Consider the following 21,588-nt stretch of genomic DNA (forward strand, 5'->3'; position numbering starts at 1 on the left):
GCTGTGTTATGCCGAGAGTCTCTCGAGCAGCACCGATTCGGTCTTCTGGTCAGTCTATCTCTCGGTCCCCTGCCCGCATGGCAACCGCTGTGGTGTCGAAATCGACGTCCCCTGTCACTTCGAGGAGGTCCGGCGACATCTCGAATCCCTCGCGTTCAAACCGCTCTTTGACAGCTTGAAAGTACGCTGACCGGACAGAAAGATATTTCTCCCGGCTCGGACTCGAAATCCAAAACCGGGAGATCATGTCGATACCAGCCGCGGTAACGCCGTCCACTATCACAGTCGGTTCGGGGTCCGAGAGAATTCGCGGGTTCGACTCGGCTTCCTCGAGTAGGACCGTCCGCATGGCATCGATATCGCCGTCGTACATGACGCTGAACGGATGGTCGATTCGAAGCCTGTCCCTGATGTCGTGGTTCGTTACCACAGTGTCGGCGAGCGTCGAGTTCGGAACGGTGATGAGTTCGTTCTGGAACGTTCGCACCCGCGTCGCACGAAAGCTGATGTCCTCGATGATTCCCTCGCTGCTGCTTTCTCCACTACCGGTCTCCTCGACGATGCTGTCGCCGTTCCATTCGATCCAATCACCGATATTGAACTTCGGGTCGGTGATCATGAACAGGCCGCCGACGACGTTGTTGAGGATATCACGGGACGCGAAACCGATGGCGAGGGTCAGCGCAGCGGCGAACCCACCCGTTACCGTCAACAGGGATTCCAACCGGGCGAAGAACAGTCCGAGAATGAACGCGACGAAGTAACTGACGACGCGAGCGGTTCTAATGGCGGGTCGGCGAACGGTGAGGCTGACGCGTTCGTTGTCGAGAAGTCGCTCGGTGAGCGGAATCGCCGCGACCCGTGCGAGGAGGACGACGAGGACGAACGTCACCGCGAATACGAGGAGTTTGTAGAGGAACGCTTGATAGCGGGCGACGATATCGGGGTCAGACGCTTGCAGTGCGAGAAAAGTGATTCCGTCGAGAAACATTGAACACATATAGACGAATACCGGCCAACGAAACTTCAGTATTTTTTCACTTCTTTTCGATAGTCGCGGGAACAAATTTCTCTGTCGAATCGACTAAGCAGGTGTGTCTGGTGCACTCGTGTGGTTCGTTGATACTCTTAGCACTTTCTTGTAGTCCGGTGGCCACAATTCATATACCGTTCGGTGGCCCTCTCCGATACACTAACCCGCTTCTTCAATGAGCCATATCGAAAGCGACGATGATGAACGGACGGGAAGTATAGAATACCTCCTCGGAAGGTCGTACGAACTCTTCGCGACTACCCTGTTCAGGGGGAACCGAAAAGTCGTTCTCGTCCTCACGACTGCCATCTTCGTCAGCACCACCTATCTCCTGACGCATCGCTATCCGGCGTACGGTGCCGGACTCTTCCTCAAAACATCCGAAACCATCGTGAGCGGGAACTACGCATTTCCCGACCGGGTGATGGGCTATACGCGAAGTGGGATCCCGTTCGCGTATCCTCCCCTCACTTTCTACATCAACGCCATCCTTCTCGACCTCGGCGTGAGCCCGTTCCAAATCTCGCGCGTGCTACCGGCAATGATGACGTCCATCGCCTTCGTTCCGTACTTCTATCTCGCCCGCGAGTTCCTCCCATCGTCCGAACGGGCGGGTGTTGCGGCGATCATCGCTGCCGTCACGCCGATGCTTCTCCAGTGGCATCTATCCGCCGGGGGAATCGTTCGAGCACCCGCGTTTTTCGTCCTCCTGTCCGGATTGTACGTCGGAATTCGACTGTTCCGCTATCGAACCCGCCGTTCACTCGTCGTCGGCACTGTCCTGTTCGGGGTGATGCTGCTTACTCATCCGACGTATTCGATGTTTTTCGCGGCCAGTTACGTCCTCTTTTTCCTCGGGGAGGACCGGTCGCTCGACGGTCTCGGACGGGGACTCGTTGTCGCCGGAGGTGGACTGCTAATCGCAAGCCCGTGGCTCGTGCGGGTCGCCTCGACTCACGGCATCGGCGTGTTCACATCGGCGGCAGGAACGCACGGTGGACTCGGAGCGGGCGTGATGGTATTTCTCGACCGACTTGGCGACCCGTTCGCCGGTTTCCCCGTGATTTTGGTCTGGTACGTGTTTCTCACCTTCGGCATCTACTACCTCCTCCGGCGGCGACAGTACTTTCTTCCCCTCTGGTTCGGCGTTTCCGTCTTTCTGATGGACGAGATACGGTTCGCGTTCATTCCGGGCGTCATGATTCTCACGCTCGGGGTGACCGACGTGATGCCAGCTATTCGTGCCCGTCTCTCCCGGTCGGAACGGACTGCCACATCGCAGATTGCCGTTACCGCGGTCGTCCTCTGCTTGTTCGTTAGTCTCGGTGGAATGTTCGTCGCGAATCAGTCGGTCACGAATCACAACCCGATGCCGTCGTTTATCGACGGCGAGGATACGTCGGCGATGTCGTGGGTACAGTCGGAGACGCCATCCGATGCGGAGTTCGTGGTCATCGGCGATGCCGCGGAGTGGTTCCCGTACTTCACCGACCGAACGATTCTCGTTGGCCCGTGGGGCGTCGAATGGAAGACACCCGCGGCGTATCAACAGCAGATGGACGCCTATCGGAGCCTCTCGGATTGCGACACGGCTCGCTGTCTGACCGATGCGCTCCGGTCGAGTGGCCGTCACCCGGCGTACCTCTATATCCCGAAAGGACAGTACACGGTACGGGGAGTTTCCACCGTACAATCGAGCCGTATGCGTCGTTCGCTCGAACGAAGTGACCAATACGAAATCTCGTACGAAAATACGGGCGTGCTGGTCGTTCGGATTCGTCCGCATACGTGACTTGCGTTGTACGCGTCCACGTTCACTCGGCCTCCTATCATGTGGATGTGGAGAAACACTACTCACCGATATGTAAAATCATCTCCAGCGGGCACAGTCTTTATCGTACGACTCGACAATCGACCCTCTAGGAATGGATTCCCGGATTTCCCGCCGTCGTTTCCTCCAAGTGGGTGCAACCTCCTCTTCCATCGGATTCGCTGGCTGTAACGCGTGGTCCGTCTCGTCAGCCAATGAGACAGGTCGCACACAGGGTGTAAACGCTTTGTCGCGCGAACTGGCATTGAATCGGGACCCGGTTGAGGTCCGTGGGGCCATCTACATCCCGACGCGGGCGTTCAACCGATACCAGATGTGGCACGAGTACGACCCTGCGATTATCGAGCGCGACCTCGGGTACGCCGCCAGCCTGAACCTGAACGCCATCAGGACGTGGTTGAGCTACGAATTCTGGCTCGAAGACCGTACGGCACACGAAGAGCGATTGGAACATTTTCTCGAAACAGCCGACTCGTACGGCATCGAGGTCCTTCTCGGCCTGTTCGACAGTATCGGCGAAGAGCCGACCTTGGAGAACTTGTACGGCTCGGAGCTTCTCACAGGCGTTCAAACGTTTTCCCCATCGACGAGAACGATGTTGGACAAGGAACTCTGGGGAACCCCCGCGACTTCATCTACTGGTTCATGAAAAAATACCGAGATGACGAACGATTGCTCGCCATCGAACTCTCGAACGAACCGGGATGGAAGCGGTCGTCTCGGAAGTTCGTTGAGGCGATGGCGAAGATGCTGACACACTATCGGGGTTCGGTTCCGCTCACCATGGGGTCGACGAGCCTTGCGAACAATACCGACTATCTCGACTGGGGGTTAGACATTCTCCAATTCCATTACAATTTCGCACAGACCCCAGCGCTGTTTCGGCGAGTGCTCGAACAGGCGGCGCTCACGAAATCCAGACAGGGAAAGCAAGTGTGGCTCTCCGAATGGCAGCGGGTGCGGCCGGGAGAAGGGTTCTTCGCGGACGTGACTGGCGAAGCACGCTATCCGGACTACTCGTCGCTCGCCCCGCTCATTCACGAAGCGAACATTGGAAACTTCTTCTGGTCGCTCATGCTACGGCCGGCCTCGGAACTCCACTTCCGTCGCCAAGGCGTGGTGAATGGCCTCTTTCACGAAGACGGTGCCGTCTGGAATCTCGACGACGCCCGCACTATCAAAGCGATGTCCGGCGACCCGGAATACGACGGAACCGAACGCAAGGAGTACCCGGACTGGATGACCGAGATGGAGGAGTCGACGATTCCGAGAACCGGCCCCCGTCCGAGATGATGCGTGCCGACCGGACGAGCAACCGAAGGTGCACCGTTTATCCCTCCTGAGTCGTTCGGCAATCAGGACCGATGTTACCAGCGAACGGAAACGCCGCCCGTTCGGATCGAAATCGACGACACGTCACCGTTCGTCGGGAGCGTTATCGTCGTCGGTTCGACGATGATAGCGATGTGCCCACTGCCGGGTATCGGCACGTTCGCGACGCCGGTCCCCGCAACCGTCACCGTCGTGTCTCCTTCTACCACCGTCACGTCGCCGGTGACTCCCGTTCCCGCCGGGACAACGGGCGTGACCGGCGCGTTCGCTGGCTGGTCGGCGACGAGCGAGCCGAGCCAAATCCCACCCAGGAAGAGCGCCAGTACCACCAGTATCGCCAGCAAGAGAGCGCCAATCGCTCCGATGACGATGGACAGCGTTCCACGGCGGTTCGACCGCCGAGTGCGGCGCGATGCCTGTTCGTATCCCTCGTCGTAGCCACGGTCGTACTCCGACCCCACATCTTGTTTTTCATTTTTCATTTGTGTCACCCCCCTACCGAGTAGGAACGCGTGAAATTCGTCGCGGAATCGCGCGACGGAATACGAAAGTCGATGGGACCTCACGGACACCGTACGCAACGGCCGGATTCATAGCGGTCGTCTCACCCCCGACGACCAGTCGTTCGTCGATACCCCCGGTGAGCGCCCCTCGCCTCTCCAACTATAGATAGGACAGCTATCAGTATAAAGATTTGTAGAAATTGAGAACAGTCAGGGACGAAAGTGGGGGAGAGTCGGCCGCTCCGACACGAAAGTCAGCGGGAGCGTTCGCCCCACTTCACCTACGCCTCGGTAGGTCTACAGGACGATGGAAACTCGAGTGTCACCGACGACGAAATTGGCGATGTCACGGTCGAGCGCGCCGAGAAAATATGAGTTCAGTGAGAGAAAATACGAAATATATCGTTTCGGCTCCGATTCTGGCGCTATCGATTCGCTATCGGTCGGATAGCGACCCCGGAGTCCACGACCCGTCGAAATCCTCGTGCGTGAACGGCTTGGCGTCCGCCCCGGCATAGGTTCCGACGACCTGTCCGCCGCCTTCGAGGTAGTACTGGTAGGTCGTCAGGCCTTCCAGGCCGACCGGTCCCCTCGCGTGTATCTTTCCGGTACTGATTCCGACTTCGGCCCCGAGTCCGAACCGGTAGCCGTCGCTGAACCGAGTCGAGGCGTTGTGGAACACGCTCGCCGAATCGAGACTGCGCATGAAACGGCTCGCACGCTCCGCGTCCTCGGTCACTATCGACTCCGTGTGTTTCGACCCGTACGTGGTGATGTGGTCGATGGCCTCGCCAAGCGAGTCCACGACTTTGACGGCGACGACCAAATCGCCGTACTCCGTCGCCCAGTCGTCCGACTCTGCCCGTTTCATATCGACGATTGCACGAGACGCCTCGTCGCCTCGCATCTCGACGTTTGCATCCTCGTACCGCTCGGCGATTTTCGGCAGGAACTCCGCGGCCGCGCTCTCGTGGACGAGCAAGGTTTCCACCGCGTTACAGACGGCGGGATACTGCACCTTCGCGTCGTACGCGATGTCCGTCGCCATCGAGAGATCCGCCGCGTCGTCCACGTAGACGTGACAGATGCCCTCCGTGTGGCCGAGGACGGCGATACTCGTGTTGTCCTGTATGTATTCGACGAACGCCGAACTGCCCCGCGGCATGAGGAGGTCGATGGCGTCGTCCATGTCGAGCAGCGCATCGACGTCCGCTCGCGCCTCGATGAGCTGAGACCATCCGTCGGGCATCTCGGACGTCGCGTCCCGAATGATTTCGAAAAGTATCCGGTTCGAATGGCTCGCCTCGCTGCCACCCTTCAGTATCACCGCGTTCCCCGACTTGAGGCCGAGGGCGGCGATTTGGACGAGCGCGTCGGGCCGAGATTCGAAGATAGTTCCGATGACGCCGATGGGAACGGTGCACTTGTACAGTTCCAAGTCCTCGTCGAGTTCGCGCGCCGTTTGGGTTTCTCCTAACGGGTCGTCCTGGGCGGCGACGCTCCGAACCATCTCGGTGATACTATCGAGCTTCGACGGCGAGAGTTCAAGTCGGTCCACGAGGGCCTGACTGTACTCCCCCGCCGCGAGGAGTTCTTCCGCCTCGCTAACGTCCCGTTCGTTGGCTTCGAGTATCTCGTCGCTTCGCTCGATAATCGCATCGGCAATCGCGTTCAGCGCCGCCGACCGCTCGTCGTCCGACAGTTGCGCGAGTTCCAGTGCGGCACTCTCCGCCTCTTCCACTTTCGTTTCCGTCGATTTTTCAGTCATCGTTGGCTCCGTCTTCCGGGATGAATATCGTTCCGACCGCGTTTCCGTCTACGATTCGGTCTACGACGTCCTCCTTGGTGGACCGTGCAATGATGGCCGGAATACCACGCTCGCTCACCGAGTGTGCGCCCGCAACCTTCGTTTGGATGCCGCCGAACTTGGCGGTCGCGCTTTCGTCGACCATCTTCTGTACGTCCCCGTAGTTGTGACCCACCGCTTCGATGCGCTCCGCAGTGGGATTTTCCTTCGGGTTGCTGGTGTAGACGCCGCCGACGTCGGTGAGCGTGACGAGCAGGTCCGCGTCCACGCCGACCGCCACCGACGACGAGAGCATGTCGTTGTCGCCGATCCGAATCTCCTCGGTCGCGACCGCATCATTCTCGTTGATTATCGGGACGATACCCCACTCCAGCAGCGTTTCGATGGTGTTCTTGAAGTTGGTGAACCGTTCTGCGCTATCGAGGTCGTTCTGCGTGACCAAAATCTGGGCAATCTTCTGGTCGTAGCGTTCGAAACTCTCCGTGTACCGACGCATGAGGTGGGATTGGCCGACGGTCGACAGGGCTTGGGATTCCTCGATGGTATCGTTCGGATACCCAACCCGGCCCTTCCCGGCACCGATGGCACCGGACGAGACGAAGAGCACCTCCCGCCCGTGCTCACGGAGCGTCATAACGTCGTCGACGAGTTTGTCGAGCTTTTCGTCGTCGAGCTTCGACGTCTCGTCTGTCAGCGAGTTCGTCCCGGCTTTCATGACGATTCGGTCGGCCGTTGCCGCCGTCCGTCTCGCGCGTTCTAGTGCCCGCGTTTCTCTGGCCTCATTCGTCGTCATAGTCGGGTGCCAACTCCTTCGAGCGATTTTCCGCCGCCGCCACTGCTTCCCCAATCGTTGCCTCAACGGAACTGCCGCGGAGGACTTCCATCCCCGCTATCGTCGTTCCTTTCGGTGAACATACCGCGTCTATCAGTTCTTCGATGCTCTCGTCGGACCGAAGCACGGTCTCGGCGGCCCCTTTGAACGTCTGTGCGGCGAGTACCGTCGCGTCCTCCGGACGCAGGCCGCTCTCGACGCCAGCCCACTTCATCGCGTTGAGCAGGTAAAAGACGAACGCGGGTCCGCTGCCGTTGACGGCGGTTGCGACGTCCATCTGCTCTTCGTCTATCTCGACGAAGACGCCAAGGTCTTCGAGGAGCGACTCGACGTCTTCCGTGACCTCCTCCCCGGCGACCGCCGCCGCCATCGTTCCCGATTCGGCTGCGAGATTCGGCATCACCCGAACGACCGTTGCGTCGGTCCTCGCTTCAAGCGCCGCCGTCGAAACGCCCGCCGCGATGGTAATTAGCGTTTGTTCCGGGGAGAGGTCGAGTTCGGAGACGACGCCCCCGACCAAATCGGGTTTGACCGCGACGAACACGATTTCCGGCTCGGTTGCCACCGCGATATCCGTCGTCGTCTCCGAGCAGTGCCCCGATATCGCATCGAGGGCGTCCGGGTCCACGTCGTATGCGACCACGGAATGGTTTCCAGTTCTGGAGAGTCCCCGCACGAGGGCACCCCCCATGTTTCCACACCCGATAACGCTAGCATGTACCATCGTATACTGACCTGTCGTAGGGACGGAGACTAAATAACGTTGGTAACGGCAGGGACTGCCATTCGAGTGAATCGGTATCGAATGGAGGGGAATTCGGCCGGTTTGTCCCTTCTGCGGACCGACGAACGGGTCTCGACCGTATCGACTGACATCCCAGCGTGGAATCCCTGTCGTCGCTGGTTCGACACAATATTATTCGGTACCAGAAATATATATTTTTACTGTAATTTATTTTATATCCTTCGAGGAAGTTACTAAGATACACGATGCAACGCAGAACATACCTGAAAGCGACAAGCACCGCTCTGCTCGGACTCGCCACCAGCCAATCTGCAGCTGCGAAGACGTCCGAGAATCGTCGCGGCGATTACCGACCAGGAGGACCGTGGCCAGGGAACAAGCACGCGTACAATCTCGATGCGCTGCATACCAACGCGGAGCTCACCACGGAACTGCAAACAATAGACGAACAAAGCGACCGCATCACACTGACGGAAATCGGACGGTCGGCCGGTCGTGGCGCTCCGCTTTGGGAAGTCACCGTCGGGACTGGAAATACGAGCATCCACCTCATCAACCAAATCCACGGCGACGAGCCGATTGGAACGGAAGTCTCGCTCAACCTGATTCGCAAACTTGCGCTCGGCGACTCGCCCCAAATCGAAATGCTGCGCGAGAATCTCTCGTTTACCATCGTCCCACGGGTCAACCCGGACGGAGCGATGTTCGAATACGACATCGACGACGATGGGACGACGGAGTGGATCGGCCGTCGAACCAACACCCAAGCCTGGCAACCGACCGATTCGGCATACGAGCCGTACTACCACTACGCCGTTCCCGACGATGCGCCCGCGGGCTACGACATGAATCGCGATTTCAATATCGCGCTGGATGCCGACGCTATCGCCGGGCAGGATGCGGAGTGGTATCGAGAGCGCTACTACGACGTCAACTACGATGGGTACACGCTCCAAAACAGCGGCCTCATGCTCACCCCGGAAGTACGCGCGGTGGCCGAGTCGGCACTCCGTGCGGACCCGGATTATGCCATCACTCATCACCATCAGGGACGGTATATCGACCCGGACTCCGGGACTGGAAATCAACCGTCGAAAGAGACGATTATGAGTGTCATGCCCGCGTACGGTCCTGCATATCGCGAGCGCTCTCCGTTCAACGACCCTGCTGCACCTGTTGAACGAGTAGTCGACCCGTTTATCGACGCGGAGACGAGCGAACGCTCGCTCCAACTCAACGTGTGTATCGAACGAGCACTCGCTGAACGGGGCAACAGCGTCTTCGACAGTATCACTCGCTACGGCTACTATCCTCTCTGGGGCTCGTATCTCGATACGGTCTGTCCGCGGACCGGTGCAGCGGGATTACTCTACGAAGTATCCGGTCAAACGGACCATCGAGGGCAACAAGGTATCGGCCGGATGGTTCAAGCGACGACCATTGGCTTCATGAGCACCTTCGAGGCGATAGCTGATGGCTCGATTGCGGATGTCGATGCGGCAGACTACTGGGATATGCCACTTGCCGGTGAATCGCTCGATAATCCGCACGGCGTCGAGATTCCGACACGGTAAGCCACCTCCCTCGCTTTTCGTCAGCTTTCACCACATCGGATGAATACTTCCCGCGGAATTCACTGCGCCGAATCCGTTTGCGATGGGCTCGGCGTTTGTACGTGCGAGAGATACCCAGTGAGGTCCGTCGTCGAAATCATTCCGATGACGCCCTCCGTCTCGTCGACCACGGGCATGTGATGGAATCCACCTTCGACCATGCGGTCGGAGACCTCTCGAATCGAATCCTGTATCGACGCGGTACTCACGTCGGCAGTCATGTAGGCGGAGACGGGCGTTTCGTCCTTGGGCTGGCGTTCGGCCACGATTTCGACGAAATCAGTGGTCGTCAGGATACCTTCGAGGTGGTTTTCGTCGTCGATGACGATAACCGACCCCACGTCGTTAGAAAGCATCTTCTGTGCCGCCTCTTCCACGAGCGTTTCGGGCGTTACCGTCTGAAGCGTGGTAGACATGAGCCGTCCTACCAAAACGTCTTCCATACCGTTGTCTCTCTCCGAATATGGATAAAAGTTGCCGCTGATACAGTTTCAACTATCGGAACGATTGGACCGCTTGGGACTGCTCCTCGGGTACCCGGTTCGGCACCGGTGGCGGACGAAAAGCGCCGTGTTCCACAACCGACGATTATGTCGCAATGATTGTCATTGTCGTTTACAAACCACAATATCTGCCAGTCTCACTCACCTTATATGGGTCTGGGTAGCACACTGAACTGGCTATCATGACCAGGGATCGATTTATTCGGGGACTTCCCCGAACAAACTCCACCTTCCGATTCTGACGTACAGTTCCTCGATACCACGCTCCGCGATGGCGAACAAGCGCCCGGCATCTCACTGACGCCGACGGACAAAGCCGAAATCGCACGAAAACTCGATGCGACCGGCGTCGGCGTCATCGAGGCGGGCAGTGCGTGCACGGGAGCGGGCGAGAGAGAAACGATTTCGCGCGTCGCCGACCTCGGCCTCGACGCGACAGTGACGAGTTTCGCTCGCGGTATCAAGGGCGACATCGACTTGGCGCTCGACTGTGGCGTCGACGGTGTCAATCTCGTGGTACCGGCGAGCGACCGCCACATCGAGGGGAAAGTCGGCACGACGCGTGACGATGTTGTCGAGACAGCAGTCCGTCTCACCGAATACGCCAAGGACCACGGCCTGTGGGTCGAAGTCCTCGGCGAAGACGGGTCACGCGCCGACCTCGACTTCCTTGAACGACTGATGCGCGCGGCCCTCGACGCCGGTGCCGACCGCATCTGCTACTGCGATACGGTCGGGCACGCGACGCCGGACCGCACGGCGGACGTCATCTCTCGATTGGCTCCGCTCGGTCCGACGAGCACGCACACCCACGACGACCTCGGTTTGGCGCTCACGAACGCGCTGGTGAGCGTCGCGGCCGGGGCCGACCTCGTTCACGCCACCGTCAACGGCATCGGCGAACGCGCCGGAAACGTCGCGTTGGAGGAAGTCGCGGTCGCGCTCGACCACGGATACGACGTCGAGACCGTCTCGACCGAGAAGTTGTACGACCTCGCGCAGACGGTCGCCACGGCGACCGACGTTCCGCTCGCGCCGAACAAAGCCGTCATCGGCGAGAACGCATTCACGCACGAGTCGGGCATCCACACGGACGGGACGCTCAAGGACGACGCGATGTACGAACCGTACTCGCCGAGTGCCGTCGGCCGCGAGCGGCGACTCGTTCTCGGAAAGCACGCCGGACGGGCGGGTGTTCGTGCGGCACTCGACGAACACGACGTCGACGTGACAGACGACGAGTTGAACGCGATAGTGGAGCAGGTGAAGGAGATCGGCGAACGCGGAAAGCGTATCACCGATACCGACTTGCTCGCCATCGCCGACGAAGTACAGGGCCGCGAACGGGACCAGCGCGTCGAACTGCTGGACCTCACCGCGACAAGCGGCGGTGCGACGCCGACAGCGAGTGTTCGACTGGCCGTCGACGGCGAAGAGCAGGTGGCAAGCGGTGTCGGGAGCGGTCCCGTCGATGCTGCCATCACCGCCACGCGGCGGGCGCTCGACATCGATGCAACGCTCGAATCGTATCACGTCGATGCGATTACCGGCGGGACGGACGCGCTCGTCACCGTCGAAGTCGAGGTCTCGCACGGCGACCACTCGGTGACGGTGAACGCGAGCGATTCGGACATCACTCGCGCCAGCGTCACCGTCATGCTCGATGCGTTCAATCGACTCCTCGACAGGAATCCGGAACCCGCTGTGGCCGACGATTAACGCCTCGTACGGCGACCGGACGGGAACTCTTTTTTAAGGGAGATGTCCGTTGAGATCGGAGTGCCGTTTGAGTCACGAGGTGAACGGAAATCTACACAGCGCATCTGTCTAATAGCAAAGGTTATGTGAGAGAATGACTAACACAAAATCGTCGTCGTATAGTCATCCAACCAAGGTTGTCAGGAATGATTGCCTGTCGTCCACGCCACGAGGCAGACGTCACACGACGTCTGCTTTCGATACGCTCCTTTATCCCAAACTAAGAATCACAGAGACCGCGGAGACCGGCGACGAGATGCGAGTCTGACGATATCGGATTCCGTACGTCGACCGGGCGGAGTGCACCGATTTCGCTGCTTTGGTACCTTACTGTGAGAGAGACAATATTCGTGTGAGCGGTCGGAAGACCCTGGGCGCGTCCACCTCGCCGACCACTGACTTCGACTCACCTCACGGCGCGGTGTTATCGAACGGCGGCTCTGTTTCCGGCGGAAGCGGCGTCTCGTAGCTCTGTTCACCGGTTTCCGCGTCGAACTCCTCGTTCGCTTCCGCGATGATAGACGGATTCTCGATGAGCGTGTACGCGGTTCCGCCGAGCACTTTCGCGGCGTAGACGGCGCCTTGTTTCCCGAAATCGCCGTTCGCTGCGGTCGCCTGCCACGTGTGTCCCGGCGTTCCGACCGCCCACGTCGCCGCTCGGAACTGACCCGTCGGCGTAATCCAACTCACGTCACCCACGTCGGTCGAACCACCGCCGACGTCACCCTCCGCGTGTGGTGGAACCGGGACATCGTAGAGGTTCGCGTCGCGTATTTCCGCCGCGTACTCCTCGGGCACGTCTTCGAGACTCGCCTCGATCCGTTCGTCGGAGACGGTTTCCTTGAGTTCGCCCGCGAACGCTCTGTCGTCGTCGGAGTACCCGACCTCGCCGACTTCCTGCATGGTCTCCCAGATGACGTCGGAGACGACACGGTTGGGAAGGTAGTCCCAGCAGCCGGTGATGAATCGGCGATCCACGTCCGTTTGCGTCATCGTGGCCGCACCGTCGGCGATGTCCGTCAACCAGTCGCTGATTTGTTCGACTTCGGAACGCGTTGGTGCACGGACGTAGTACCACACGGTGGCTTTCGCAGGGACCACGTTAGGAGCGTCGCCGCCGTCCGTGATGACGTAATGGACGCGGGCCTTCTCGGAGATGTGTTCGCGCATGTATTCGACGCCCGTGTTGAGGAGTTCAACGGCGTCGAGCGCACTGCGCCCGGATTCCGGTGCGGCCGCCGCGTGTGCGGAAACGCCGTCGAACGTGAACTGAATCGAGTCCAGCGCGAGCGACCGGTCGAGCGTGGGCGTGCTGAGGGTCGATGGATGCCACGTGATAGCCGCATCGAGGCTGTCGAATTCGCCATCACGGGCCATAAAGACCTTCCCGACGAGCGTCTCCTCCGCCGGACAGCCGTAGAATTCGATGGTCCCGTCGATATCGCCGCGTTCGATGGCGCGCTTTACGCCAATCGCTCCGCCGACGCCGGCGACGCCGAAGAGGTTGTGACCACACCCGTGACCCGGTGCACCCGGTTCAACGGGGTCGTGTTCCGCCGTTACCTTCTGGGAGAGGTCCGGGAGCGCGTCGTACTCCCGAGTATCCCGACCGTCGGGTCGCCGCTTCCGTACGAAGCCTTGAATGCTGTCGGCATTCCGCCAAGGCCTACCTCGACGTCGAACTCTTCTTCCATCAACCGGTTGATGAGCACCTGCGCGGATTTCTCTTCCTGCAGGCCGAGTTCGGGCGTCTCCCAGATGCGCTGAGCCATCGATGTCAGTCGTTCCCGGTCGCTCTCGACGTCCTCGTACACGGTCGCTCTCGCCATGGCTCTCCGCTCGTATGCCGGGACCATCAACGTTCGGCTCCCGCACGGCCTTCACCGGTATTCCGCGGCGGCGCGCCGACGGAAAAGCGATATCCGATTCAGTAGAGCGTTCCACCGGGAGGAACCGATTTCTCGGGCGTGACGAGGACCGGATTGCCGTCGTCGCCCGGGACGCCGACGGTCAGCGCCTCCGATTCGAACCCCGCAATCCGAACCGAACCCAAGTTCGTCGCACAGAGCACCTGCATCCCGACGAGGTCGTCGACGTCGTGGTGATACCCCAACTGTGCCGCGGATTGGAGGGATTCGTCGCCCACATCCAACCGGAGTTTGACCATCTCGGGCTTCTCCGCTTCGGGGAACGCTTTTGCCTCTCGCACCTCGGCCACGCGAATGCTCGCGCCGAACGGACTGTCAGTCATACCGGCTTCACTACGGACGGCCGCAAGTAAGTGGTACCGTCCGTTTCCGTCCGGGCCGACGACGTGGTGAGGGTTCGCCGACTACTTCGACCGGAGTCGCTCGATGATGCTCGCCGTCTTGTCCATCGCCTCGATGTCGGAAATCGAATCGCCGACGCCGATGCGTCCGGATTCGACCACATCCGCACAGATTCCACCGCGGCCGTCTTTGAGCGCTCGGGCGACGCCCTCCTGTTCGTTAAGTTGTTCGACGTGCGCACAGGGCGGCCGCGGTCTCGTCCCCTCCAACAGCGCGTCACCGACTCGAAAGCGGTGCTTTAGGAGGTCGTGCACGTCGATACCGTCCGTGACGACGTTGCGTCGATGCTCGCCAGCCGTCAGATCAAGGCCGAACTCCCGGTCGATTTCGTCGATTGCTTCGTTCGCTATCAACGTGACCTGACAGACGTCGTAGGGGGAGTAGTAGCCCGTTCCGTTGAAATATCGGTCGCCCCGGAGTCCCCTGTCGGCGACCGCGTGTACCTCCGTGACCGACTGCATCGGTTCGGACCCGGCCCCTGTGATGAAGAGGTCCGTAATCTGTGCCATACCCGTCCTTTCGTCTCGAACACGGATAACGACTCCTCGGATTCGATTCTTCGACGTGATGTCCGAAGCGGTGTTTTCGACCACCCGATTCGAGCACCTATGCAGGAGGGTTCCCGAGAGAATTCCGGGACACTCACTGGAAATCCTGGAGCTGATTCCCGGACAGTCAAATTACAGCTTGAATATGCAGCCCCACCGAGTATAATGCTCAAATACCACATTCTGTTGGAAGGAATTATTATGATACGATGGTGCTCGGAAAACGATACCGGACCCCCTGAAAAGTACGAATCGCTTCGACGCATCTCTTCTGATGACATAAGCGAATTGAATCGCGATAACGAGCGAACCACGTATCCGGATAGCTCGGATCTGAGTAGCACTGGCCCCACGTAAAATGGTCGAGCATACCCGTACACTCGGATTCAAGGTTGCGTTCGCGCTCGGACTCGGGACCATGATTGCCGCCGGTATCTTCTCACTGTCTGGGACGGCGGTGGCGGCGGTGGGGAGCAGCGCGATTATCTCGTTCGTTATCGCGGCGGTCATCGCAAGTATCACGGCGTACACCTACTCGGAGTTCGCCTCCATCTACAGCGAAAACGGCGGTGGGTATCTGTTTTCCTCGCGCACGTTCGAGGAGGACCGATTGCTATTCGCCATCGGTTCATCGTTGTTTCTCGGATATTGCGCGACCACAGCGTTCTACCTCGCCACCATGGGCGAGTGGTTTCACCAGTTCATCATTCCCCACGGCATACCGATTCCACACGGCGGTATCGCCGTTCTCACCGCAATTCTCCTCGGCTACCTCAACTCGAAGGGAACCGAGGAGAGCGGCACGTTTCAGGTGCTCGTAACGAGCGCGAAGGTGGCCGTTTTGGTGGTGTTCGTCGCCGGTGCCTTCGGATTTGCCGGGCCTACGCAAGCAGTCGGGGAGTTCGCGACCGGTTTTCAGACCGACGTCGGCGGCATCGTCTCCGTCGCCGCAGTCGCGTTCATCACGTTCTTCGGCTTCTCCGCCATCGCCGCCAGTGCGGGCGAAATCATCGAACCGCGAAAGACGGTCCCCAAAGCAATCGCGGCGAGTATTCTCACGGTGACGGTCCTCTACATCTTCGTCATCGTCGCCATGGTCAATTCGCCGATTCCCGCGGAGGTAGTCGCTCGGCAGGGCGAAACCGCCATGGGAAAGGTCGCCGCGGCGTTCCTGGGTTCGTTCGGAAAGTGGCTCATCGTCGCCGGTGCCATCTTCAGCATGGTATCGGCGTCGAACGCCTCCATCCTGGCGGCGTCGGGTATCGGTTCGTTAATGGGGAAACAAGGTCAGGCACCCCGACGGTTTAGCCGCATTCATCCGACGTACGCCACCCCGTTCTGGAGCGTGATAACGACGACGGGAGTCATTTCGGCCCTCATCGTCGCCTTCATTACGCTGTTTCCCAGCGAGGGCGGAGTCGGCCCGCTTCACCTCGGTCTCAACGCGCTGACCGGATTTGCGAACCTGAACCTGCTCGCCCCGTTGGCGGTCGTCAACGTCGCGCTCATCGCCTCTCGGCGTCGATTCCCCGACCTCGAACGGCCCATCCGGGTCCCGTTCTCGCCGTGGTTGCCCGTGTTGGGAATCGTCGCCAATCTCGCGCTCATCGCGAAGTTGCCGCCGACGGGAATCGCGGTCGGCGTCGCCGTCGAACTGCTGTTCATCGCTGCGTATCTCGTCTGGGGCGGCGCACCCAACGTGGACGAACTGGTCCGACACGCCGTCGAACAACAAACGCAACCGCTCGGAACGACCGGGGACAATCAAGCGGAAGAAGGGACGCTATCGGAACTCGATACTGACACGGAGGCGACAGGAGAGGAACCGGAAGACCGCTACCGCGTACTGGTACCGATGGCGCGCATCAATCGCGCCCCCGACTACGTGCGATTGGCGGCGAAGCTGGCGAACGCACGCGCCGAAAACCCCATCATCCACGTCCTCAACGTCACACACATACCAGATCAGACGCCGTATGAGATGGTCCAGGAGACCGCCGAAAAGCGAGCCGACCGACTCATGGAACGACTCGAGACCGTGGACGTGAACGCGGAGTATACCGTCGGCGGGCACATCTCACGGGACGTCGGGTTCGATATCAACGAGACTGCTCGCAGTACCGAGGTGGACCTCATCCTGATGGGATATCCCGAGGAACACTACGAAATCGCGGAGTCGGTCGAATACAACGCCCCCTGTGACGTCCTATTCGCACAGAACTTCGACATGGAGGGCTCGGAGGAACTCGACGCCATCAACGTCGGTGTGGGCGGCGGTCCGCACCACGAATCGATGCTCTCGCTCGTCGGAACGCTCGGGAAAGCGGGCGCAACGGTTCACGTCATCAACGTCACCCCGACCGGTAACAACGGGACGCCGGAGGAGATGCAGGAAACCCTCGATGAACTGCCACCCGATATCGCCATCGAGCGCCACGAGGTCACGGCCGAAAGCGTCGCCGACGGAGTGATCGACGTCGCCGCCGAGAACGGAGGGCCGTTGTTCATCGGAGCGTCCCGGACGCGGTTGCTCAAACGATGGGTCCTCGGGTCGACTCCCGACCAAGTCATTCAGCGGGCCGACGCCGTCGGTGTCCCGGTCATCGTCTATGCGACACCCACCGGCATCACCGGCCGTCTCGGTGAAGCGTTGACCCCACTCGGTCGGCTTACCCGGCGAGTGTTCAGACGAGACCAGGAACGAGATTCGGCCACGCCGGTTCGGTCGGACTGACGCCCATGTCGACGGTATTCGAACGCACACTGCGACGAACGTTTCGACTGGGGGCAATCGGCATCACCGTGTTCTCCGGTCTTTTCTTCCTCTATTCACTCGGTGGTGAAACGATGGTCTCGCTCTCGACGGTGCATCTCACGTACCACTTTTTGAGCGTGCGGTCCGACTTCGTGTTCGACCTTCTCGCGTTCCTCGTTGCCCTCTTTATCTGTCTCTTTTCGGTCACGGTCATCTGCTTGACCGCCCTCGGGAGTTCTGTATCGACGTATCGGGACGAGGTATCGCTCCTCGCCGTGTTCACGGGACTCGGGTTCGGCATGGGCGTGCTGAATACGACCGTACCGGCAACGACCCGACTTCTCATCGCCCTCCTCTAGCCGTTTTGGCCAGTTCCCCGAAATCATCCGTCCGGGTGTACGGTCCTCATTTTTCTGCTTTCCAGTCTCCGGCCTCTTCGCCGTGGAACTCTCCCTTCGCTTCGCGCGTGGTCGGCCAAAACGTCACGACTGCCGTTAGCAAATAGAAGAAAAGGACACCACCGATGACGACGACACCGGGAATTCCCGGGACGGCAGCGGTCGCGAGCGGACTCTCGTTCGGAACGAAGACGGTAATGCGGAAGAGCCACGCCACGAGGAGAACCGTGAGCAGCGGAAAATAGATCCGTTTCAATCGGCGAGACAGCGCTTCCCGTAGCGACACTTTCACCGTCGGTTTCCGAAGGTCCGCACCGATCTTTTCTCGCCAGTCACGGTGTACCGCGCCCTCCGGATCGAACGCATTGGCGAAGATGTTCTCTTCGATCATTCGCACACGCGAGCGGGTCGCATCGTACGTGCGATACCGCCGAACGTCGAACAGCAGGAACATGACCATCGCAAACATCCCGATCAGCAGAAAATAGGGTGGACTATCCGTACTTTCGAATGACAGCGCGAGCATCGCTACGATAACGGCAATCGCCCAGTCGATAGTGAGGTCCAAGCGGTCCAACCGAGTGGACATCTGTGAGACTTCGCCCCGATAGTAGTGGGGCATCAACGAGAGGAAATCGGAACTCTCCTCTGCTGCCTTCGTCGCCACCTCACGGGCATGACGTTGCTCCGGGTCGAACTCCTCGTCTTCACGGTCCCCCATACGAATGAGTTGGAGATACGCGGATAACTATCGCTCGGTAGGCATGACGGGTACCACGTATTGAACAGCGCACTCCCTGCTTTTCGGGAGCGTATGGAGCAAGTTCTTCCGCAACGAGCGCCGCCGTGCGAACCGCGAACAGGAGCCGATAGTTTCCCGTTCAGTGGTTACCGGACGAGTTCGGGCCGTAAATCAGAGTTCACGAGCGGCCCGTTCCCCTTCGTGAATAGCCTCTTTGATGGTTCTCGGGGCAACCGCATCCCCGACGACGCGAACCTCCGATACCACATCCGACAGTGCAGCTTCGAGGCCGTCGTTCGACCGGTGAAATCCCGCGAGAACGATGCCGTCGAGGTCGGATAGTTCGACCGCTTTACCTTGTGTTTGGAGTGTCACCGTCGGCCAGTCGATGCGGTCGACGGTTGCAAACGTATGCAGTTCGACCGGGTTTTCCATCCCGAAGAGATCGCGATGAAGTTTCGCCTTCGTCGGGCCGGTGAGTTCACCACCCGGGTCACCTCCCGGTTGTGCGAAATGCACCGTCCGCCCTTCTTCAGCGAGGAACTTCGCGGTGCCAACGCCCTTCCAGTGGTGCTCCCCGTCATCGATAACGAGAACTCGGTCTCCGGGGTCCTCGTACGTCGTTCCACTCGGACCAACCGCTTCTGACAATACCTGTGTGCTTGTCATCACTCGGGCATCGTCCCATCCCGGAACGTCTTCGGCACGAATTCCGAGGCCGTGATACCCCCGCGGGAACGTCGGCTGTGAGGACCCGGTCGCTACGATGACCGTGTCCGGGGCCGCTCGTTCGACGAACTCGGTCGTCACCTCGACGCCGGTCCTGACATCGACGTTCTCCCGGTCAAGCGCTTCACGGAGCCAGAGGATGGGTTTCTCGAACTCGGCCTTGTTCGGAATCTCCTTCGCGAATCGAACCTGTCCCCCGAGCGTCTCGTCCCGTTCACACAGGGTAACCTGATGACCAACACGGCGGCGACCTCCGCGGCCTTCATTCCGGCCGGGCCACCCCGACCACGAAGACGTCCTTCGGATCGGTCGTTTTCGTGAGCGTCCCGACGCCGAGTTCGGCTTCGAACCCCGTCGCCGGATTCAGCACACACCGGCAGGCCGCACCGTCGTAGATGCGCTGAATACAGCCTTGGTTACACCCCATACACTCGATGAGTTCGTCGAGACGGCCTCCTGGGCTTTGCGTGCGATGTGAGGGTCGGCGATGGGCCAGTGTTTACCAGTCGGTATGTGCTTTCGGAGTTTGCGACGTTAATGTTGTACCAGATTGGTCACACAGCGGCCGTTGAGGCCCTTTCGACGGTTCGCCAATCAGGACGTTCAACATCCTACCGGTGGGCAAGGCGACGTTTGACGCGGCGTGTGAGGAGTTCGAAACGATATGGCGACCAGCAGATTTCCTTTGTTGACCAGACGAGTGCCGTGCTTGCTCGAGAGCACGAGATAGAGCATCTGTTTGCCTTCGACAGTGACTTTTCGACGATGGGGTTCGAGCGGGTACCAGTGGATATCGAATGAACTCGGACACAGCAGCTGACTTCGCGGCCGAGCGTGCCCGTCTCCGGAAGCAACTGCAAGCAGCGGAGACAGCACAGGAACGCCGTGAAGTAATGCGTGAGATGGCGGCACTTGAGCGGAAAGAGCATGCCGAAACGTACGAGAAGCTCGCAAAGGAGTAGAGAACCACAGCTTGGTAGTTCTTTTTCGGATAAATCACGTCCCAACTCTGCTGTTAGTATTGTCACAACTCGATCGTAGAGTCGTTCGAGATAGTCGCTAATCGTCATCCTCAGCTGGAAATCTCCCGGTAAGCAGGGTGACTGACCGACTTTCTCAACACACCCATTCATTATTAAACGAATATAATTAGTGTATTGAGAGATAAATAATAAATCATATATGCAATATCTTTATTGCGGGTATTGTGACGGATGTACCAGAGGGTTACGCCTCAATGTACGAATTACCACGACGAACAGTTATAGGTCTCCTTGGAGGAGGAATAACTACTGCACTCGGGAGCGGCTTGCAGCGGCGAGACACGTTCCAGAACTCCCCGTATCACGTTCAATAAACAGACCAGTCGCGTCCAAGAAGATAAACCGACCACCATCGTAGTTCCGCGGGCCGATCTTCCGGAAGGCGGGTGGATCGTAATCCATGAAGGTCGACATGAAGACCATATGCGCGGCGAAGGTGATCATCAGATGATGAATATCATCGGTCACTCTGAGTATCTTGAACAAGGTCACTACGGTGGACTCAAGATAGCGGTGTCCCCGTCTAAGACGGGCACCCAAACGCTTACTGCGGTACTCCATAAGGACGATGGTAACGAGGAATTTGATCATCCAGGTGGTGACCCACACTACACGACGTCAGATGGGTCAGAACCGGTTCGGGATGTTGCAGAGGTCAGGTTTAAAAAATCTTGATAGAGGATGTGAGAGAGCGCGAGGAGAAGGGGCGAGTTCGTTCAGGAACGGAAGCCAGCGGATGTCCTTGCGGTCATGAAACCGCTCGAACGCTATATGACGTGTGAAATTGCGGAGGAGCGTAGATGGCCATGGCGGACAGCGTATGAGATTTCGAACAGGTTTACGGATGATGGTGAGACTCGCAAAAAGAAGGCGGAAGCACGTCGGATGATCTGGATTCTACCTTAGCAGTTATTCGTTGGTATGGCTGATCGCTATCTAGTGTGAGGGAGCACCTTCAAACAAGAAGTCGACCAGAATGTGATCTGCGTATGCTCTCGATCGAGTGAAGTCATTCGGATTCCTTGCTGGTACGTGCATAGAGCAATTCGCTCTCGTCATCAACATAATCACTCTCCGGATCACCGA

At 59.2% G+C, this 21,588-nt stretch carries 21 protein-coding genes and 1 pseudogene; 10 read left to right on the plus strand and 12 right to left on the minus strand.

Annotated features, from left to right (window positions below; all coding sequences use genetic code 11):
* Positions 1 to 49: 49 nt before the first annotated feature.
* The gene (locus BG842_RS15470; protein ID WP_069451440.1) at positions 50 to 991 is read right to left on the minus strand and encodes a mechanosensitive ion channel family protein; all 942 of its coding nucleotides are present in this window, start codon (positions 989 to 991) and stop codon (positions 50 to 52) included.
* Between the two features lie 217 nt (positions 992 to 1,208).
* Here BG842_RS15470 and BG842_RS15475 point away from each other — a divergent pair, with 217 nt between their 5' ends.
* From BG842_RS15475 to BG842_RS15480, 3 genes are all read left to right on the plus strand, one after another.
* Positions 1,209 to 2,825 (plus strand): glycosyltransferase family 39 protein, encoded by a 1,617-nt coding sequence (locus tag BG842_RS15475; RefSeq protein ID WP_069451441.1) that lies wholly within the window; start codon positions 1,209 to 1,211, stop codon positions 2,823 to 2,825.
* Positions 2,826 to 3,090: 265 nt separating this feature from the next.
* Positions 3,091 to 3,513 (plus strand): hypothetical protein, encoded by a 423-nt coding sequence (locus BG842_RS31770; protein WP_254663219.1) that lies wholly within the window; start codon positions 3,091 to 3,093, stop codon positions 3,511 to 3,513.
* Positions 3,510 to 4,157, plus strand: a complete 648-nt coding sequence (locus BG842_RS15480; RefSeq protein ID WP_254663220.1) for a hypothetical protein — start codon at positions 3,510 to 3,512, stop codon at positions 4,155 to 4,157. Before BG842_RS31770 ends, BG842_RS15480 begins: the two co-directional genes overlap by 4 nt.
* A gap of 74 nt (positions 4,158 to 4,231) precedes the next feature.
* Here BG842_RS15480 and BG842_RS15485 read toward each other — a convergent pair whose 3' ends face one another.
* From BG842_RS15485 to proC, 4 genes are all read right to left on the minus strand, one after another.
* Positions 4,232 to 4,678 (minus strand): hypothetical protein, encoded by a 447-nt coding sequence (locus tag BG842_RS15485; protein WP_254663221.1) that lies wholly within the window; start codon positions 4,676 to 4,678, stop codon positions 4,232 to 4,234.
* Positions 4,679 to 5,135: 457 nt separating this feature from the next.
* Positions 5,136 to 6,467 (minus strand): glutamate-5-semialdehyde dehydrogenase, encoded by a 1,332-nt coding sequence (locus tag BG842_RS15490; RefSeq protein WP_069451442.1) that lies wholly within the window; start codon positions 6,465 to 6,467, stop codon positions 5,136 to 5,138.
* Positions 6,460 to 7,299 (minus strand): glutamate 5-kinase, encoded by an 840-nt coding sequence (gene proB, locus BG842_RS15495; RefSeq protein ID WP_069451443.1) that lies wholly within the window; start codon positions 7,297 to 7,299, stop codon positions 6,460 to 6,462. The genes BG842_RS15490 and proB overlap by 8 nt, the downstream gene beginning before the upstream one ends.
* On the minus strand, positions 7,286 to 8,029 hold the full coding sequence (gene proC, locus BG842_RS15500; protein WP_069451444.1) for a pyrroline-5-carboxylate reductase: 744 nt from the start codon (positions 8,027 to 8,029) through the stop codon (positions 7,286 to 7,288). Before proC ends, proB begins: the two co-directional genes overlap by 14 nt.
* Before the next feature lie 299 nt (positions 8,030 to 8,328).
* Between proC and BG842_RS15505 the strand changes: the two genes are divergently transcribed.
* The gene (locus BG842_RS15505) at positions 8,329 to 9,657 is read left to right on the plus strand and encodes a M14 family zinc carboxypeptidase (RefSeq protein ID WP_069451445.1); all 1,329 of its coding nucleotides are present in this window, start codon (positions 8,329 to 8,331) and stop codon (positions 9,655 to 9,657) included.
* A 59-nt stretch (positions 9,658 to 9,716) separates the two neighbouring features.
* Here the strand turns inward: BG842_RS15505 and BG842_RS15510 are convergent, their stop codons facing one another.
* On the minus strand, positions 9,717 to 10,139 hold the full coding sequence (locus BG842_RS15510; protein WP_069451446.1) for a CBS domain-containing protein: 423 nt from the start codon (positions 10,137 to 10,139) through the stop codon (positions 9,717 to 9,719).
* Between the two features lie 252 nt (positions 10,140 to 10,391).
* Between BG842_RS15510 and BG842_RS15515 the strand changes: the two genes are divergently transcribed.
* Positions 10,392 to 11,918, plus strand: a complete 1,527-nt coding sequence (locus BG842_RS15515; protein WP_069451447.1) for a (R)-citramalate synthase — start codon at positions 10,392 to 10,394, stop codon at positions 11,916 to 11,918.
* 450 nt (positions 11,919 to 12,368) lie between these two features.
* On the opposite strand, the pseudogene BG842_RS15520 reads toward BG842_RS15515, so the two are convergent.
* The 3 genes and pseudogenes from BG842_RS15520 to BG842_RS15530 form a co-directional block, all read right to left on the minus strand.
* Positions 12,369 to 13,786: pseudogene (locus BG842_RS15520) on the minus strand (amidohydrolase).
* 98 nt (positions 13,787 to 13,884) lie between these two features.
* Complete coding sequence (locus tag BG842_RS15525) at positions 13,885 to 14,208, minus strand: tRNA-binding protein (protein ID WP_069451448.1); 324 nt, start codon at positions 14,206 to 14,208, stop codon at positions 13,885 to 13,887.
* A gap of 81 nt (positions 14,209 to 14,289) precedes the next feature.
* Positions 14,290 to 14,796, minus strand: coding sequence for an MOSC domain-containing protein (locus BG842_RS15530; protein WP_069451454.1), 507 nt, complete (start codon positions 14,794 to 14,796; stop codon positions 14,290 to 14,292).
* A 397-nt stretch (positions 14,797 to 15,193) separates the two neighbouring features.
* On the opposite strand from BG842_RS15530, the gene BG842_RS15535 reads away from it, so the two are divergent.
* Both BG842_RS15535 and BG842_RS31780 read left to right on the plus strand, forming a co-directional pair.
* Positions 15,194 to 17,569: an amino acid permease gene (locus BG842_RS15535; protein ID WP_069451449.1), complete on the plus strand. Its 2,376-nt coding sequence runs from the start codon at positions 15,194 to 15,196 to the stop codon at positions 17,567 to 17,569.
* A gap of 5 nt (positions 17,570 to 17,574) precedes the next feature.
* Positions 17,575 to 17,949: a hypothetical protein gene (locus tag BG842_RS31780; RefSeq protein ID WP_254663222.1), complete on the plus strand. Its 375-nt coding sequence runs from the start codon at positions 17,575 to 17,577 to the stop codon at positions 17,947 to 17,949.
* Between the two features lie 46 nt (positions 17,950 to 17,995).
* Here BG842_RS31780 and BG842_RS15545 read toward each other — a convergent pair whose 3' ends face one another.
* The 3 genes from BG842_RS15545 to BG842_RS29945 form a co-directional block, all read right to left on the minus strand.
* A complete protein-coding gene (locus BG842_RS15545) occupies positions 17,996 to 18,709 on the minus strand; it encodes a DUF2270 domain-containing protein (RefSeq protein WP_069451450.1) in 714 nt (237 codons plus the stop codon).
* A 192-nt stretch (positions 18,710 to 18,901) separates the two neighbouring features.
* Positions 18,902 to 19,540, minus strand: coding sequence for a hypothetical protein (locus BG842_RS15550; protein WP_069451451.1), 639 nt, complete (start codon positions 19,538 to 19,540; stop codon positions 18,902 to 18,904).
* Between the two features lie 181 nt (positions 19,541 to 19,721).
* Positions 19,722 to 19,886: a hypothetical protein gene (locus BG842_RS29945; protein WP_175424169.1), complete on the minus strand. Its 165-nt coding sequence runs from the start codon at positions 19,884 to 19,886 to the stop codon at positions 19,722 to 19,724.
* Positions 19,887 to 19,996: 110 nt separating this feature from the next.
* Here BG842_RS29945 and BG842_RS33170 point away from each other — a divergent pair, with 110 nt between their 5' ends.
* The 3 genes from BG842_RS33170 to BG842_RS28950 all read left to right on the plus strand — a co-directional run bounded on the left by BG842_RS33170 (position 19,997) and on the right by BG842_RS28950 (position 21,177).
* Positions 19,997 to 20,260 carry a hypothetical protein gene (locus tag BG842_RS33170; protein WP_394327482.1) on the plus strand — a complete coding sequence of 88 codons (264 nt, stop codon included), beginning with the start codon at positions 19,997 to 19,999 and terminating at the stop codon, positions 20,258 to 20,260.
* Positions 20,257 to 20,421: a hypothetical protein gene (locus BG842_RS28945; protein WP_139136139.1), complete on the plus strand. Its 165-nt coding sequence runs from the start codon at positions 20,257 to 20,259 to the stop codon at positions 20,419 to 20,421. Before BG842_RS33170 ends, BG842_RS28945 begins: the two co-directional genes overlap by 4 nt.
* 528 nt (positions 20,422 to 20,949) lie before the next feature.
* Complete coding sequence (locus tag BG842_RS28950; RefSeq protein ID WP_139136140.1) at positions 20,950 to 21,177, plus strand: hypothetical protein; 228 nt, start codon at positions 20,950 to 20,952, stop codon at positions 21,175 to 21,177.
* Positions 21,178 to 21,588 lie beyond the last annotated feature (411 nt).

Source organism: Haladaptatus sp. W1, from assembly GCF_001723155.1.
GTDB classification, from domain to species: domain Archaea; phylum Halobacteriota; class Halobacteria; order Halobacteriales; family Haladaptataceae; genus Haladaptatus; species Haladaptatus paucihalophilus.

Coding starts and splice junctions, on each gene's coding strand:
- BG842_RS15470 (WP_069451440.1), bottom strand. CDS start 991: ATGTTTCTCGACGGAATCACTTTTCTCGCACTGCAAGCGTCTGACCCC.
- BG842_RS15475 (WP_069451441.1), top strand. CDS start 1,209: ATGAGCCATATCGAAAGCGACGATGATGAACGGACGGGAAGTATAGAA.
- BG842_RS15480 (WP_254663220.1), top strand. CDS start 3,510: ATGAAAAAATACCGAGATGACGAACGATTGCTCGCCATCGAACTCTCG.
- BG842_RS15485 (WP_254663221.1), bottom strand. CDS start 4,678: ATGAAAAATGAAAAACAAGATGTGGGGTCGGAGTACGACCGTGGCTAC.
- BG842_RS15490 (WP_069451442.1), bottom strand. CDS start 6,467: ATGACTGAAAAATCGACGGAAACGAAAGTGGAAGAGGCGGAGAGTGCC.
- proB (WP_069451443.1), bottom strand. CDS start 7,299: ATGACGACGAATGAGGCCAGAGAAACGCGGGCACTAGAACGCGCGAGA.
- proC (WP_069451444.1), bottom strand. CDS start 8,029: ATGGGGGGTGCCCTCGTGCGGGGACTCTCCAGAACTGGAAACCATTCC.
- BG842_RS15505 (WP_069451445.1), top strand. CDS start 8,329: ATGCAACGCAGAACATACCTGAAAGCGACAAGCACCGCTCTGCTCGGA.
- BG842_RS15510 (WP_069451446.1), bottom strand. CDS start 10,139: ATGGAAGACGTTTTGGTAGGACGGCTCATGTCTACCACGCTTCAGACG.
- BG842_RS15525 (WP_069451448.1), bottom strand. CDS start 14,208: ATGACTGACAGTCCGTTCGGCGCGAGCATTCGCGTGGCCGAGGTGCGA.
- BG842_RS15530 (WP_069451454.1), bottom strand. CDS start 14,796: ATGGCACAGATTACGGACCTCTTCATCACAGGGGCCGGGTCCGAACCG.
- BG842_RS15535 (WP_069451449.1), top strand. CDS start 15,194: ATGGTCGAGCATACCCGTACACTCGGATTCAAGGTTGCGTTCGCGCTC.
- BG842_RS31780 (WP_254663222.1), top strand. CDS start 17,575: ATGTCGACGGTATTCGAACGCACACTGCGACGAACGTTTCGACTGGGG.
- BG842_RS15545 (WP_069451450.1), bottom strand. CDS start 18,709: ATGGGGGACCGTGAAGACGAGGAGTTCGACCCGGAGCAACGTCATGCC.
- BG842_RS29945 (WP_175424169.1), bottom strand. CDS start 19,886: ATGGGGTGTAACCAAGGCTGTATTCAGCGCATCTACGACGGTGCGGCC.
- BG842_RS33170 (WP_394327482.1), top strand. CDS start 19,997: ATGTTGTACCAGATTGGTCACACAGCGGCCGTTGAGGCCCTTTCGACG.
- BG842_RS28945 (WP_139136139.1), top strand. CDS start 20,257: ATGAACTCGGACACAGCAGCTGACTTCGCGGCCGAGCGTGCCCGTCTC.
- BG842_RS28950 (WP_139136140.1), top strand. CDS start 20,950: ATGATGAATATCATCGGTCACTCTGAGTATCTTGAACAAGGTCACTAC.